At 66.9% G+C, this 15,674-nt stretch carries 12 protein-coding genes; 3 read left to right on the plus strand and 9 right to left on the minus strand.

The features are described from left to right. Positions 1–15: 15 nt before the first annotated feature. From J6U32_RS20995 to J6U32_RS21030, 8 genes are all read right to left on the minus strand, one after another. A complete protein-coding gene (locus J6U32_RS20995; RefSeq protein ID WP_208791991.1) occupies positions 16–1,422 on the minus strand; it encodes an aldehyde dehydrogenase family protein in 1,407 nt (468 codons plus the stop codon). A 58-nt stretch (positions 1,423–1,480) separates the two neighbouring features. Continuing rightward, entirely contained in the window at positions 1,481–2,608 is a 1,128-nt protein-coding gene (locus J6U32_RS21000; RefSeq protein ID WP_079930512.1) for an NDMA-dependent alcohol dehydrogenase, read from the minus strand. 93 nt (positions 2,609–2,701) lie between these two features. Beyond that, complete coding sequence (locus J6U32_RS21005; protein ID WP_208796252.1) at positions 2,702–3,478, minus strand: HpcH/HpaI aldolase family protein; 777 nt, start codon at positions 3,476–3,478, stop codon at positions 2,702–2,704. Positions 3,479–3,486: 8 nt separating this feature from the next. After that, a complete protein-coding gene (hpaH, locus tag J6U32_RS21010) occupies positions 3,487–4,272 on the minus strand; it encodes a 2-oxo-hept-4-ene-1,7-dioate hydratase (RefSeq protein WP_020170609.1) in 786 nt (261 codons plus the stop codon). Further along, complete coding sequence (gene hpaD, locus J6U32_RS21015) at positions 4,272–5,435, minus strand: 3,4-dihydroxyphenylacetate 2,3-dioxygenase (protein ID WP_208791992.1); 1,164 nt, start codon at positions 5,433–5,435, stop codon at positions 4,272–4,274. Before hpaD ends, hpaH begins: the two co-directional genes overlap by 1 nt. 78 nt (positions 5,436–5,513) lie before the next feature. Then, on the minus strand, positions 5,514–7,031 hold the full coding sequence (hpaE, locus tag J6U32_RS21020; protein WP_208791993.1) for a 5-carboxymethyl-2-hydroxymuconate semialdehyde dehydrogenase: 1,518 nt from the start codon (positions 7,029–7,031) through the stop codon (positions 5,514–5,516). A 55-nt stretch (positions 7,032–7,086) separates the two neighbouring features. Continuing rightward, on the minus strand, positions 7,087–7,785 hold the full coding sequence (locus J6U32_RS21025; RefSeq protein ID WP_208791994.1) for a GntR family transcriptional regulator: 699 nt from the start codon (positions 7,783–7,785) through the stop codon (positions 7,087–7,089). Further along, the gene (locus J6U32_RS21030; protein WP_432277001.1) at positions 7,782–9,233 is read right to left on the minus strand and encodes a fumarylacetoacetate hydrolase family protein; all 1,452 of its coding nucleotides are present in this window, start codon (positions 9,231–9,233) and stop codon (positions 7,782–7,784) included. The genes J6U32_RS21025 and J6U32_RS21030 overlap by 4 nt, the downstream gene beginning before the upstream one ends. A 356-nt stretch (positions 9,234–9,589) precedes the next feature. Here J6U32_RS21030 and J6U32_RS21035 point away from each other — a divergent pair, with 356 nt between their 5' ends. Both J6U32_RS21035 and J6U32_RS21040 read left to right on the plus strand, forming a co-directional pair. Beyond that, complete coding sequence (locus J6U32_RS21035) at positions 9,590–10,903, plus strand: MFS transporter (protein ID WP_208796253.1); 1,314 nt, start codon at positions 9,590–9,592, stop codon at positions 10,901–10,903. 3 nt (positions 10,904–10,906) lie between these two features. Continuing rightward, positions 10,907–12,844 (plus strand): FAD-binding monooxygenase, encoded by a 1,938-nt coding sequence (locus tag J6U32_RS21040; protein ID WP_208791996.1) that lies wholly within the window; start codon positions 10,907–10,909, stop codon positions 12,842–12,844. Positions 12,845–12,918: 74 nt separating this feature from the next. Here the strand turns inward: J6U32_RS21040 and J6U32_RS21045 are convergent, their stop codons facing one another. Beyond that, positions 12,919–13,512, minus strand: coding sequence for a TetR/AcrR family transcriptional regulator (locus tag J6U32_RS21045; protein WP_208791997.1), 594 nt, complete (start codon positions 13,510–13,512; stop codon positions 12,919–12,921). Positions 13,513–13,700: 188 nt separating this feature from the next. Here J6U32_RS21045 and J6U32_RS21050 point away from each other — a divergent pair, with 188 nt between their 5' ends. Next, positions 13,701–15,671, plus strand: coding sequence for a primary-amine oxidase (locus J6U32_RS21050; RefSeq protein WP_208791998.1), 1,971 nt, complete (start codon positions 13,701–13,703; stop codon positions 15,669–15,671). The last annotated feature ends 3 nt before the right edge of the window (positions 15,672–15,674 follow it).

Below are 15,674 nucleotides of genomic sequence, written 5' to 3' on the forward strand. Positions count from 1 at the left end.
GGCGGCGCTCGCCGCTCAGCCGTTGATCACCTGCGGCACCGAGACACCCTTGAGACCCTCGACGCCGAACTCCAATCCGTACCCGGACTGCTTGACACCGCCGAACGGAATCATCGGGTGCACGCCTCCGTGCGCGTTGATCCACACGGTGCCGGCCTCCAGACGACCCGCGATCGCTCGCGCGGCGCCGGCATCACCACTCCACACCGAGGCGCCCAGCCCGACGTCGAGGCCGTTGGCCAGTGCGACGACCTCGTCGACGTCGTTGTAGCGGATGATCGGTAGCGCCGGACCGAACTGCTCCTCGGTCACCAGCGGATTGTCGTTGTCGATGTCGGCGACCAGGGTCAACGGGTAAAAGTGGCCGGGGGCGGCGGTGTCGGGGTCACCGCCGGTGAGCACCTTGGCGCCCGACTCCTTGGCGGCCTCGACGAGCCGGGCGACGATGTCGAACTGTGCGCGGTTCTGCAGCGGACCCAGCACGTTGTTCTCGTCGAGGCCGCGACCCATCGGCATCTGCCCTGCGACCTCGACGAGCGCGGCACACACGTCGTCGTAGACGTCGGCATGCACGTAGAGCCGCTTGAGCGCCGCGCACGTCTGGCCGGTGTTGATGAAACATCCCCAGAATAGGTCCTGCGCAATGGCTTTCGCGTCGACGTCGGGCAGCACGACACCGGCGTCGTTGCCGCCGAGTTCAAGGGTCAGGCGCTTGATGGTGTCGGCCGAACTCCTGATGATCGCCTGACCGGTACGAGTCGAACCGGTGAACATCACCTTGTCGATGTCGGGATGAGACGACAGCCTGGCCCCGACCTCACCCTCGCCGGCGACCGGGATGAGCACGTCGGCGGGCAGGACGCCGTTGAGGACCTCGATCAGGGCGAGAACCGACAGCGGCGTGTACTCCGACGGTTTGACGACGGCCGTGTTGCCCATCCGCAGGGCCGGGGCGACCTGCCAGATGGTGATCATCATCGGCCAGTTCCACGGGCCGATCGCACCGACGACCCCCACCGGGCGGTAACGCAATTCGGCGTGGGTCTCCTCGTCGTCGACGACCGTCTCGCCCGGCAGTGCGGTGGCCGCGGTGGCCCGCAGCCACGCCGAACAGGCACCGACCTCGAAGCGCGCGTTGGGACCGTTCAGCGGTTTGCCCTGTTCGCGCGAGAGGAGTTCGGCGAGGGGTTCGGCGGCCTCCTCGATGGCGTCGGCGGCCTTGAGCAGCAACGCCTTCCGCTCGTCGTCGGAGCGCGCCGCCCATGCCGGTTGTGCGGCGCGGGCACGGGCCACGGCGGCATCGAGATCGGCGACGGAACCGAAGGCCACCGCGCCGACGACCTCACCGGTCGCGGGATCGAGGATCTCGCGACCTGCGGGATCGGTGACGGAGTGCAGCAAGCTGTCATAGGTGGTGCTCATGGTGATTCTCTTTCCTGATCGAAATCTGTTGACACTCAGTCGTCAAAGGCTGTGAAACTCAGTCGTCGAAGACGACCACTCCGCGGATGTTGCGGCCGGCGTGCATGTCCTCGTACGCAAGCGCGACCTCGTCGAGCGTGTACTCGCGGGTGATCAGCTCGTCGAGTTTGAGCTGACCCGCCCGGTACATACGCGCGAGATTGGGGATGTCGCGACGCGGATTGGACTCGCCGAACAGCGAGCCCTGCAACCGCTTTTGCATGAGGGTGAGATCACCGAGCAGAATGGGTGCACCCGCCACGGTGATGTTGCCCAGACCGGTGAGAACCACGGTGCCCGCCTTGCGGATCGAGTCCAGCGCCTGCGCCACATCGTCGCCGGACACCACACCGATGGTGATGATCGTCGAGTCGGCGCCCTGCCCGTTGGTCACCGACCGGGCGTACTCGGTGGCCTCGGCCAGCGTTGTGTAGAAGTGCGTGGCGCCGAACAGTTTTGCCTTGTCCTCCTTGGCCGCGACCGGATCCACGGCCACGACGCTGGTGGCCCCGGCGTGCGCCGCACCCTGCAATGCGTTGGCACCGATCCCGCCGATGCCGACCACGATGACGGTGTCACCGGGCTGCACCCGAGCGGAGTTGACCGCAGATCCCCAACCCGTCGGCACACCACAGCTGAGCAGTGCCGCCTGTTTGAGCGGAAGGTCCTTGTCCACCTTGACCACCGAGGCGACCGACGCGGTGGTGTACTCGCTGAAGGTGGAGATACCGCACTGCTGCCCCACCGGGGCGCCGTCGAGCTGCATCCGGAAACTCCCCGGATCCTCCGCGCGATCACCGGAGAGCAGGGTCGCGCCGAGGTCGCACAGATTCGACAGTCCGCGAGCACAGAATTCGCACTTCCCACACGCCGGTAAGAACGAGAACACGACGTGATCGCCGACCTCGAAACCCGGGGTGTTCGGGCCGACGGCCGAGATGATGCCCGCCCCTTCGTGTCCGCCGGCGAACGGATAGATGCCGACCGGGATGTCGCCGGTGGCGGCGTGGTCGTCGGAGTGGCACAGACCGGCCGCGACCATCTTCACGGTCACCTCGTTCTGGCGTGGCTCGTCGAGGTCGAGGGTGACGGTCTCGTAGCGCCCGGGCGCCTCACGGAGAACGGCGGTGCGAGTGGTGAAAGACATCGGTGTCTTCTTTCGTCGGGAATGTGTCAGAAGCTCTGGGGATCAACAACTGTCGGGGTTCAATGGCTGCTGGGGATCAATTGACGTCGGGGTTCAATAGCTGCTGGGTTTCCTTTCGCCGGTGCCGATGAAGTCGGCGGCCAACGCCTCCGACCCGCGGGCCAGCAGCGCGGCGTCGGCACCGACGAGCACGAACGTCGCGCCCCCGGCAACGTAGGCGCGGGCCTGGTCGGCGACGAAGGCGTTGACACCGAACGGTTTTCCGGCAGCGCGCACTCCGTCGAACGCCGTGTGCACGGCGGCGACGACATCGGGATGGGTTTGCGCGCCGAGCAGACCCATCGACGCCGCGAGATCGCTCGGACCGACGAACACACCGTCGATGCCCGGTGTCTCGGCGATCGCTCGGGCGTGCTCGACGGCCTCGATGCTCTCGATCTGCACGAACACCGACACGTGATCGGCGCCGTCGGCGAGGTAGTCGGGCACCCGATTCCAGCGGGCAGACCGTGCCAGGGCACTGCCGACACCGCGCCGACCGAGCGGCGGATACTGTGCGGCGGCGGCGATCTGCCGAGCCTGCTCGGCGTCGGAGACCATCGGTACGAGGATGTTCTGCGCACCGAGATCGAGAACCTGTTTGATGACGACGGCGTCGCCCACGGGTACCCGCACCATCGGTGTACACCGATATCCCGACACCGCATACAGCTGTGCGAGAACCGATTCGAGGCCGTTGGGAGCGTGTTCCATGTCGATCAGCAGCCAGTCGAGGCCGGAACCGGCCATGATCTCGGCGGCCACCGGTGAGCCGGTGGTGATCCAGCCGCCATAGAGCGCACGATCGGCGGCGTCGAGCGCCTCGCGCATGGTCGGGCTCAGCTGAATCGGCACGACACCGTCCCCATCCGGCCGTAGTCGGCGAGCACCGTGTCGCCGGCATGCACCCACATCGGACGGGTGAACGAGCCGGCGAGCACGATCTCCCCCGCCTCCAGCCGATCCCCATGTGCGGCAAGCTTGTCGGCCAGCCACGCCACACCGGTGGCCGGGTGGTTGAGCACGGCGGCGGCCACCCCGGACTCCTCGATGGTCTCGTTGCGATACAGCAGCGCCGACACCCACCGCAGGTCGATCTCGTTCGGCTTCATGGGGTTTCCGCCGTAGACCATGCCGCCCATGGCGGCGTTGTCACTGATGGTGTCGACGATGGTGCGGCCCGCCATCTCGATGCGGGAGCTGAGGATCTCCAATGCCGGCACCACGTATTCGGTGGCCCGCAGCACGTCGAAGATCGTCGCGTTCGGGCCGTCGAGCGCCGACCCGAGCACGAATGCCAACTCCACCTCGATACGGACGTTGGAGAACCGGCCGTGGTCGATCACCGAGCCGTTCTCGAACACCATGTCGTCGAAGATCGCGCCGTAGTCGGGTTCGGTGATACCGGTGGCGACCTGCATCACCTTGCTCGTCAGGCCGATCTTGCGTCCCACCGGACGACGCCCGGCGGCGATCCCGCGCCGGCGCCACTCGTTCTGCACCGCATAGGAATCCTCGACGGTCATCTCCGGGTGGCGTGCGGTCAGTAGCGGGATCGTCGTCCGATCCCGTTCTGCGGCAGCGAGTTCGTCGGCAATCTCGGTGATCGTCTGGGCGGACAGCATCAGAGCTGTGCACCCAGCTTGTACTCGCCCTGCTTCCACTCGGGCATCTGTCCCTCGTCATCCTTGCGGGTGTAGGAGAAGCCGTCGGCACCGATGGTCACCGCCATCTCGGAGTCGTCGGTGCGGGCGAGCACCGGCTGCGGGTTGCCGTCGAGGTCGAGCACCAGCGAGGCGTCGGTGTACCAGCTCGGCACCACCGGGTTGCCCCAGAAGTCGCGGCGCTGGTTGTCGTGGACATCCCAGGTGACGACAGGGTTGTCGGGGTCGCCGGTGTAGTAGTCCTGGGTGTAGATCTCCACCCGGTGACCGTCCGGGTCGCGCAGGTAGAGGTAGAACGCATTCGACACACCGTGACGGCCGGGACCGCGTTCGATCGCGTCGGAGCGGCGCAAGCCGCCGAGCTTGTCGCAGATCGCCAGGATGTTGTGCTTCTCATGGGTGGCGAAGGCGACGTGATGCATCCGCGGTCCGTCACCACCGGTGGCGGCGGTGTCGTGCACTGTCGGCTTGCGCCGCATCCACGCGGCGTACACGGTGCCCTTGTCGTCCTGGATGTCCTCGGTGACCCGGAAGCCCAGATCCTGGTAGTGGCGGACCGCGCGCGGCACGTCGGGGGTGACCTGGTTGAAGTGGTCCAGACGCACCAGCTCGCCCGGGCAGTGCAGGTCGTAGCGCCACGACATCCGCTCGACGTGATCGGTCTGGTAGAAGAACTCGTACGGGAAGCCGAGCGGGTCCTCCACGCGCACCGAGTCGCCGATGCCCTTGACGAATCCCTGCGCCCGACGTTCCACGCGGCAACCGATCTCGGTGTAGAACGCGACCGCCTTGTCGAGGTCTTCGGGGCTGCGTACCCGGTAGGAGAAGACGGCCACCGCGGCCACCGGACCCTTGCGCAGCACGAGGTTGTGGTGGATGAACTCCTCGGTGGAGCGCAGGTAGATCGCCTCGTCGTCCTCCTCGGTGACATAGAGCCCGAGGATGTCGACATAGAACTGACGCGATGCGGCCAGGTCGGTGACGACGATCTCCATGTAGGCGCACCGCAGGATGTCCGGCGGCGCGGACTGCGGGGTGGAGACGGGATTGTCGGAGCGGATGGGGGCTTCCTGCGAGACGTAGTAGCCCGACGAGGTCAGGGTCATCTCTTCGCGAGCGGTCATGGGTGGCGTCCTTGCCTGGGTCGAGAGGGGGTTGGCGGATCGAGGGGTCGGGAACGAAAGATTTTGGTGCGGTGGGGATTACTGCTTGCCGAAGGTCGGGTTGTGGACCTTGCCGAGGGTGATGTGCACGGCCTGCTGATCGGTGTAGAAGTCGATCGAGCGGTAGCCACCCTCGTGGCCGAGGCCGGAGGCCTTGACACCACCGAACGGGGTGCGCAGATCGCGGACGTTGTTCGAGTTGAGCCATACCATGCCCGCCTCCACGGCCTGCGAGAAGTTGTGGGCCCGCTTGAGGTCATTGGTCCAGATGTAGGCGGCCAGACCGTATTTCACACCGTTGGCCAGCGCGAGAGCTTCCTCGTCGGAGTCGAACGGAGTGATCGCGACGACCGGACCGAAGATCTCCTCCTGGAAGATCCGCGCATCGGGGGCGACATCGGCGAACACGGTGGGGGCCACGAAGTTACCGGTGTCGAAGCCCTCCGGCCGACCACCACCGGCGACGAGTCGTCCCTCGGACTTGCCGAGTTCGACGTAGCTCATCACCTTCTCGTAGTGCTCGGGGTGCACGAGCGCACCGACCTCGGTCGTCTTCTCGTGCGGATATCCGACGACGACCCGTTTGGCCTGTGCCGCATACCGTTCCACGAACTCGTCATAGACCGAGCGCTCGACGAGGATGCGGCTGCCCGCGGTGCAGCGCTCACCGTTGAGGGAGAACACACCGAAGATGGTGGCGTCGATCGCGGCGTCGAGGTCGGCGTCGGCGAAGACCACCGCCGGGCTCTTGCCGCCGAGTTCCATCGACAGCCCCTTGAGGTATGGCGCCGCGTTGCCGAAGATGAGCTGCCCGGTGCGGCTTTCGCCGGTGAACGAGATCAACGGCACCTCAGGGTGTTTCACCAGCGCATCGCCGGCGTCCTCACCCAATCCGTTGACGAGGTTGAACACGCCCTGCGGCAGGCCTGCCTCCTCGAAGATGCCGGCCCACAACGACGCCGAGAGCGGTGTGAACTCGGCGGGCTTGAGCACCACGGTGTTTCCGGTGGCCAGCGCCGGACCGAGCTTCCACGACTCGAGCATGAACGGGGTGTTCCACGGGGTGATCAGACCCGCGACGCCGATCGGCTTGCGATTGACGTAGTTGATCTGCCTACCCGGCACCTTGTAGGTGTCGTCGGACTGAGCAACGATCAGGTCGGCGAAGAACCGGAAGTTCTCCGCGGCGCGGCGTGCCTGGCCGAGGGCCTGGGTGATCGGCAGCCCGGAATCGAAGGACTCCAGTTCGGCCAGCCGCACATCACGGGATTCGACGATGTCGGCGATCCGGTGCAGGACCCGCGCACGTTCGCGCGGCAGCATCGTCGGCCACGGGCCGTCGGTGAAGGCGGCACGTGCGGCGGCCACGGCCAGATCGATGTCGGCCTTCTTGCCGGCAGCTGCCTGCACGTAGGTCTCGTTCGACACCGGGTCGAGGACGTCGAAGGTGTCGCCGTCGACCGAGTCGACGAACGCTCCGCCGATGTAATGCTGGATGCGCGTGGGCAGATCGGCCGGGACGTGACCGGTCACCGGTGAGCTCACCGTGTTCGTCATGGTTTCTCCGTTTCGGGGGGTCGGGATCGGGGTCCGGTTACGGACCGTCGAAGAACTAGAAGGCCGGCAGGCCAAGGGTTTCGTCGGGGTGTTCGTGAACCAGGTAGGCGTCGAGGGTGGCCGCGCGGTGCCGCCGCGCGACCTTCTCGATCTCGCCGAGCGGAGCACCGATCTCGATGAGCCGCACGATGTTCTCGTGTTCGCGGACCGACTCCTGCGCCCGGCCGGGCACGAAGGAGAATGTCGAGGCGCGCAGGTGCCCGAGTCGGGCCCATTCAGCTTCGACGAGGGTGACCATCCGCGGGTTGGTGCACTTGGAGAACAGGGTCGCGTGGAACTCCTGGTTCAGCGCGGTGAACAGACCCGGATCGAAGTGACCAAGCGATTCGATCATGCGCTCGTTGATGTCTCGCGCCTTGCGCAGATCGTCCTCGCTGAGCCGACGGGCGGCCAGCGCGGTGGCCGCACCCTCCAGGATCGACAACGCCTGCATGCTCTCGCGGTACTGCGAGTCGTCGACCATCGACACCTGAGCGCCGACGTTGGTCTCGAAGGTGACCAGACCCTCGGCCTCGAGTTGTCGGATCGCCTCGCGCACCGGCACCACGCTCATGTCCAGGCTCTTGGCGATGGTGCTCAACACCAGCCGATAGCCGGGTGTGTACTCCTGACGAGCGATGCGCTCCTTGATCCAGTGGTAGGCGATCTGCGACTTGCTGCGGCTCGGATTCGTCTGGCCGGGTTGCTCACTCATCGATTCGCCTTCCATTCGAGATAGCGGGCTTTCCACTGCGCGTTGGGCGGGAACAATCCGTCGACCGGATGTCCGGCCGCGACCTGCTCGGCCACCCAGGCGTCCTGCTCCTCCTGGGCGAGCGCGGCGTCGGCGACCTCGGCGGCGATGGCCGGCGGGATGACGATCACGCCGTCGTCGTCACCGACGATGATGTCGCCGGGTTGGACCGTGGCACCGCCGCACGCGATGGTCAGGTCGTGATCCCAGGGCACATGCTTGCGGCCGAGGACCGCCGGATGCGGTCCGGCGGTGAACACCGGTAGACCGATCTCGGCGACCGCCGCGTAGTCGCGTACCCCGCCGTCGGTAACGATGCCCTCGGCGCCAAGGGTTTTCGCGCGGATCGCCAGGATGTCACCGAGCGTGCCCGATCCGGTCTCACCGCGCGCCTCGATGACGATCACCTCACCCGGGCCGACGGCGTCGAAGGTCCGCTTCTGCGCGTTGTATCCGCCGCCGTGGGAGTCGAAGAGGTCCTCACGGTTGGGCACGAAGCGCAGGGTCTTGGCGGTGCCGACGATCGTGGTTCCTCGGGTCTGCGCGCGCACGCCGTCGATGGAGACGTTGTCGAGGCCGCGCTTGCGGAGTTGTCCGGACAGACCGGCGACCGGCACGCGTGTCAGTTTCTCGCGCAACTCGTCGGTGAGGACCGGCCCGGCGGGTGCCGGTAGTCCGGCCGCCTGCGCCGAGCCCCACGCCTCGGCGCGCTGGGTGTCGTCGACGGCCGGCAGCGACCCGAGGTCGGCGTCGAATCCGTTGTCGCCCTGCACCACTGTGGTGACGAGCCGACCGGAGGTCGGCCCGCCGGGAACATCGACCTCGACCTCGACGACATCTCCGGGACCGATGACCGAGGAGCCGGCCGGGGTGCCGGTGAGGATCACATCGCCGCGTTCGAGGGTGAAATGCTGCGAGAGATCGGCGACGATCTGCGCTGGCGAGAAGAACATCCCCGCCGTCGAATCCTCTTGCGCCAAGCGGCCGTTCACCCAGGTACGAATGCGGATCGCGTTCGGGTCCACCGCGCGGGCGTCGATGAGGTCCGGGCCGAGCGGGGTGAATCCGTCGCCACCCTTGGACCGGACGTTGGAGCCCTTGTCGGCCGCCCGCAGGTCGTAGAGTCCGAGGTCATTGGCGGCGGTGACGGCGGCGACGTGATCCCACGCCTGCGCGAGACCGACCCGGCGGGCAGGGGTTCCGATGACCAGCGCCACCTCCCCCTCGAAGGCGAGCAACTCGGTGCCGAGCGGCCGCTCGACGGTACCGCCGGTCGCCGCCACCGAACTCGAGGGCTTGAAGAAGTACGACGGCTGTGCCGGTCGTCGCCCACGCTGCTGCGCACGCGAGGTGTAACTGAGATGAACGGCGATGATCTTGCCGGGTGTGCCGATGGCGGGTACGGCCACCGATGCTGCAGAACCCGATACTGCAGAACCGTCCCGGTTCGCGGGCTGCTGGTCGGTCGTCACGGATGTCCTCTCCGTCGTCCAGATCGTATATGAAAACGTATCTTGCGAGCGATATACGAGATCGTATATGGTCTGAGACACAGAGCGCAAGTGATCCAGATCGCAGCGACTCGAGACCGTGGCCCCGGCCACCAGAACGCCCCGCGCGGGCGACCCCCCTGGCCCTCGCCGCACCGACTGCCGCACCGGGCATCTCACCGAACACCGGGAATGCCAGAGAAGGAGCCCCGATGAACGCCCCTCCCCGTACCGCATCACCGACTGTGGTGGTGACCGAAAAGGACCGACGCCGAGTGGTTTTCGCCACCGTCGTCGGCACCACCGTCGAGTGGTACGACTTCTTCGTCTACGCGGTGGCCGCGGGCCTCGTCTTCGGCGAACTGTTCTTCAAGCCCGCCGGCCCCGGGGTCGCGACCATCCTGTCGTTCCTGACGGTGGGCATCAGCTTCCTGTTCCGCCCCCTCGGCGCATTCCTGGCCGGACACTACGGTGACCGCTACGGCCGGCGCGTGGTCCTGATGGTGACCCTGGCCCTGATGGGTGTGGCGACCACCCTGGTCGGGCTTCTGCCCACCTACGCCGCCATCGGCATCGCGGCACCGATCCTGCTGATCACCCTGCGCATCCTGCAGGGCATCTCGGCCGGCGGCGAATGGGGCGGTGCTGTGTTGATGGCCGTCGAGCACGCCCCGGACCGCAAACGCGGTGTCTTCGGCGCCTCCCCGCAGGTCGGGGTGCCACTGGGCATGCTGCTGGCCTCCGGCGTGATGGCCCTGATGGCCGTCCTCGCCCCCGGCGACTCCTTCGAGACGTGGGGGTGGCGCATCCCGTTCCTGCTGTCGTTCGTCCTGATCCTGATCGGTCATTTCATCCGCCGCCGCGTCGAGGAGAGTCCGGTGTTCCTCGAAATCGCCGAACGCCGCGAGGAGACCAAGACACCGATCGTCGAGCTGTTCCGCAAGCACGCCGGGCTGGTGCTCGTCGCCGCACTCGTCTTCGCCGGCAACAGCGCCGTCGGCTACATGACCACCGGCGGATACCTGCAGAGTTATGCCACCGATCCCGACGGTCCGGTCGGCCTGTCGCGCGGTCCGGTGCTCCTCGCGGTCGCCGGGTCGGCGGCGACCTGGCTGCTGTTCACCCTGATCGGCGCTCGCGTCAGTGATCGCATCGGCCGCCGCTCCACCTACCTGATCGGCTGGGTCCTGCTGCTGGCGGCGCTGCTCCCGCTGTTCCCGCTCGTCGACACGGGCAACGTGTGGCTGATGTTCTGCGGCCTGGCCCTGCTGACCGTCGGCCTCGGCTTCACCTACGGCCCCCAGGCCGCCCTCTACGCCGAGCTCTTCCCGGCGTCGATCCGGTTCTCCGGCGTCTCGATCTCCTACGCCATCGGCGCCATCATCGGTGGTGCCTTCGCGCCGACGATCGCCGCGGCACTCATGCGCGCCACCGGCACCACGACCTCGATCGTCATCTACCTCGCGGTCATGGCCGCCATCAGTCTTGTCGCCACACTGACGCTTCGGGACCGCACCGGCATCCCGCTCGGCCCCGACCACGAAGCACAACAATCCATCAGTCCCATCCGAGGAATGGCGAGGGCCTAGACAATGCAGTTCCATCACCACGGCTACGTGTCCACCGACCCGCGGGTCCAACCCGCCGCGGGGACCGGCCTCGACCGGCCCGACGAACTCCCCGACGAGGTCGACGTGCTCATCGTCGGCACCGGCCCCGCCGGCATGATCACCGCCGCGCAACTCGCCCAGTTCCCCGACGTCACCACCCGTATCGTCGAGCGCAGGCCGGGGCGGCTGGCGATCGGGCAGGCCGACGGCATCCAGGCGCGCAGCGTGGAGACCTTCCAGGCGTTCGGTTTCGCCGAATCGATCATCGCCGAGGCCTACCGGATCACCGAGATGGCGTTCTGGAAGCCCGATCCCAACGATCCGTCACGAATCGTGCGCGCCGCGCGCACCCCCGACGATGCGGCCGGCATCTCGGAGTTCCCACACCTGATCGTCAATCAGGCCCGAGTCCTGGACTACTTCGCCGAGTCGATGGCCAACGCGCCGACCCGGATGACGCCGGACTTCGGTTACGAGTTCGTCGACCTCGAGATCACCCAGGGTGAGCAGTACCCGGTGACGGTGACCCTGCGCCACACCGCGGGCGAACAGGACGGCCAGACGCGCACGGTGCGCGCGAAGTACGTCGTCGGTTCCGACGGCGCGCACAGTCGCGTGCGTGACGCGATCGGCTGCACACCACACGGCGACAAGGCCTTTCACGCCTGGGGTGTGATGGACGTGCTGGCCGACACCGACTTCCCCGACATCCGTACCAAGTGCGCGATCCAGTCCGGCTCCGGCGGGTCCATCCTGCACATCCCCCGCGAGGGCGGTTTCCTGTTCCGCATGTACGTCGATCTCGGCGAGGTCCCCGCCGACGACAACGGCCGGATCCGCACGACGAGCATCACCGAGATCATCCGGCAGGCCAACGAGATCCTGCATCCCTACACCCTCGACGTGAAAAACGTTGCCTGGCACAGTGTCTACGAGGTCGGTCACCGGGTCACCGATCGGTTCGACGACGTCGACATCGAGCAGGCCGGCACCCGCACCCCGCGGGTGTTCATCACCGGCGATGCGTGCCACACCCACAGCGCCAAGGCGGGACAGGGCATGAACGTCTCGATGCAAGACGGCTTCAACATCGGCTGGAAGCTCGGTCACGTGCTCTCCGGCCGTGCGCCGGAGGAACTGCTGAGCACGTATTCGGCCGAGCGGCAGGTGATCGCGCAGAACCTGATCGACTTCGATCGCGAATGGTCGTCGATGATGGCCAAACGTCCCGAGGAGTTCGACTCACCGTCGGAGCTGGAGGACTTCTACGTCAAGACCGCCGAATTCCCGGCCGGCTTCATGACGCAGTACGCGCCGTCGATGATCGTCGCCGATGCCACCCACCAGGATCTGGCGACCGGCTTCCCGATCGGCAAACGGTTCAAGTCCGCGCCCGTGGTCCGCGTCGGCGATGCCAATCCGGTCCAGCTGGGCCATCATCACCGTGCCGACGGACGTTGGCGGATCTACGCATTCGCCGCCGATCCGTCCGCCGGCATGAACAACGCCGCATCCGATGTCTCGGCTCTCGACGACTGGGCCACCTGGCTGGCCACCGATCCGGAGTCACCGGTGGTGCGTCATACCCCCGCCGGCACCGACCTCGACTCGGTGTTCGACGTCAAGGTGATCTACCAGCACGACCACACCCGCGTCGACCTCAACGCGGTGCCGAAGATCTTCCTGCCCAAGGTGGGTCCGTTCCAGATCACCGACTACGAGAAGGTCTACGCGACCGACCCGCACGTCGACATCTTCGCCGAACGCGGCATCGACCGCCGTGGCGCGGTCGTGGTGGTGCGCCCGGATCAGTATGTGGCGCACGTGCTCCCGCTCTCCGCCCGAGCCGAGCTCGCAGGGTTTTTCGCCCGCAACCTGCTGCCCGCCGGCACATCCGCTCGTGCCAAGGAGTCGGTGTGACCACCCTCGCCGACACCGATACCGCCTGCCCGCTCGGTGCAGGCACCCACCCGTTCGCCTGACATGTCCGCCGCCTACCCAGCAGTGCGCAACTCCTCGAGCCATCGCTCGAACATCTCGTCCTGCCGGGCGGGCGGCAACGACTCGGGTGTGAGCACGGCCATCACCTGCATCCCCATCAACAGGGTCAGCAGGGTGTCGGCGGCCAATGCGGTGTCCGCCGACGTCAGTTCGCCGTCGAACACCGCCTGGTCGAGAAACCCGACCATCTGCGTGCGCCACATCTGCCACGACTCGGCGTTGACCTGCTTCATCACCGGGTCGTACATGGCGTGCTCCCACAGCGTCGTGGCGATCCGCGCCTCGAGCAGGGCCTCCTCGGTGCGGGGCATGATCTCGCCGCACAGGATGCGCAGCGCGTCGAGACCCCGCGCGTCGCCCATCCGCCTTGCCACGCGATCGTTGGTGGCCAGCGAGACGTGCTCGTAGGCCCGCCGGATCACCTCGTCCTTGTTCGCGAAGTAATAGCCCAGCACCCCGTTCGCGTAGCCGGCCTCCTCGGCGATCATGCGCATGCTCACCGCGCTGATCCCCCGGGTCGCGATCAATCGCCACACCACGGCGATGATCTCCCGGCGCCGCTCGTCGTGATCGACCACCTTGGGCACGTCCGCCCTCACCTCCTGGTGGCCTCACCACCGTCCGCCTCGTTCGGCGCATCCTGCGCCGGATCCACGCCCGTTACAGGGTACGTAACACGAAACGCACACACCGGAAACAACTCGTGCCTACTATTTCCTACAACCGTAGGAAAAACGATTCCGGTTGCGGCACACCATCTTGAACGGAGACACCGATGGCCGTCAGTCCTGACACCGTGGACCATCCCCTGTCCATGCCCACCGCCGCGGAGATCGACGACGTCACCGCGATCCTGAGGGCGGCCGGACTCGTCAGCGATACGAGCCGCTTCGCCTATGTCGGGCTCGTCGAACCCGCGAAGGCACAGCTCCATCGCGACGCGCCCGCGTCGGCGCACCGACGCTTCCGGGCGCTGCTGCTCGACCCCACCACGTCCGAATCCCTCGACGCCGTCGTCGACGTCACCGACCGAGAGGTGGTGTCGCACCGCGTACTCGACACCGCCGTGGATGGTCAGGTGCCCGTGCTCGACGAGGAGTTCGGTCTCGTCGAGGAGGTCCTCGCCACCGACGAGCGATGGCTGGCGGCACTCGCCGCCCGCGACCTCGATGTGGCGCAGGTCCGCGTCGCGCCCCTCTCGGCGGGCGTCTTCGACTATCCGGGCGAGGAGGGGCGCCGCATCCTGCGCGGACTGGCCTTCTGGCAGCCCGAACCCACCGACCACCCGTGGGCACATCCGATCGACGGACTCGTCGCCTTCGTCGACGTCACGGCACGAGAGGTCCTGCAGATCCTCGACCTGGGCGTGGTGCCGATCCCGCAGGAGTCCGGCAACTTCGCCGATCCCGAGGTCACCGGCCCGCTGCGCACCACGCAGAAGCCCATCGCCATCACCCAGCCGCAGGGGCCGAGCTTCACCGTGACCGGCAATCTGGTCGAGTGGGAGAAGTGGAGTCTGCGAGTCGGTTTCGACGCCCGCGAAGGTCTCGTCCTGCATCAGATCGGCTTCACCGACAGCGGCCAGGTGCGGCCGATCATCCACCGCGCGTCGATCGCGGAGATGGTGGTGCCCTACGGCGATCCGTCGCCGGTGCGTTCGTGGCAGAACTACTTCGACACCGGCGAATACCTCGTCGGGCGTTACGCCAATGCCCTCGAACTCGGCTGTGACTGCGTCGGCGACATCACCTACTTCGATGCGGTCATCGCCGACGAGAGCGGCGCCCCGCACACACTGCGCAACGCGGTGTGCATGCACGAGGAGGATTACGGCATCCTCTGGAAACACGCCGACCTGTGGGCCGGCTCCCACGAGACCCGCAGACAGCGGCGTCTGGTGATCTCGTTCTTCACCACCATCGGCAATTACGACTACGGCTTCTTCTGGTACCTCTACCTCGACGGGACCATCCAATTCGAGGTCAAGGCAACGGGAATCGTGTTCACCTCCGCCTACCCCGGCGACGAGTACCCGTACTCCTCGCAGATCGCCCCCGGACTCGGCGCTCCGTATCACCAGCACCTGTTCAGCGCCCGGCTCGACATGATGGTCGACGGCGATGCCAACAGCGTCGAGGAACTGCAGAGCGTCCGGGTCCCGATAGGAGACGGCAATCCGCACGGCAACGCCTTCACCCTGTCGAAGACGTTGCTGCACACCGAATCCGAGGCTCAACGCGACGCCGACAACACCGTCGGTCGGGTCTGGCACGTCACCAACCCCGGGAGGACGAACCGACTCGGCCAGCCGGTCGCCTATGCGCTGCTCCCGGAGGGCCGCCAGACCCTGCTGGCCGACGACGGATCGTCGATCGCCCGTCGCGCCGCATTCGCGACCAAACATCTGTGGGTGACACCCTTCGACGCCGACGAGCTCTATGCCGCAGGCCATCTGGTGAACCAGCACCCCGGGGGCTCGGGCCTACCCGCCTTCGTGCACGGCGATCGCAGCGTCGAGAACACCGACATCGTCGTGTGGCACACCTTCGGTCTCACGCATTATCCGCGCCCGGAGGACTGGCCCATCATGCCCGTCGACTACACCGGATTCACCCTCAAACCGGTCGGCTTGTTCGACCGCAACCCCACCCTCGACGTCCCCGCCTCGAGCGCATCCTGCAACACCTCATCCTCCTGCGACACCTCACACAGCGCCGCCACCGACGACTCCCCCTGCCACGGCTGACCT

The organism is Gordonia polyisoprenivorans, assembly GCF_017654315.1.
Taxonomy (GTDB): Bacteria; Actinomycetota; Actinomycetes; order Mycobacteriales; family Mycobacteriaceae; genus Gordonia; species Gordonia polyisoprenivorans_A.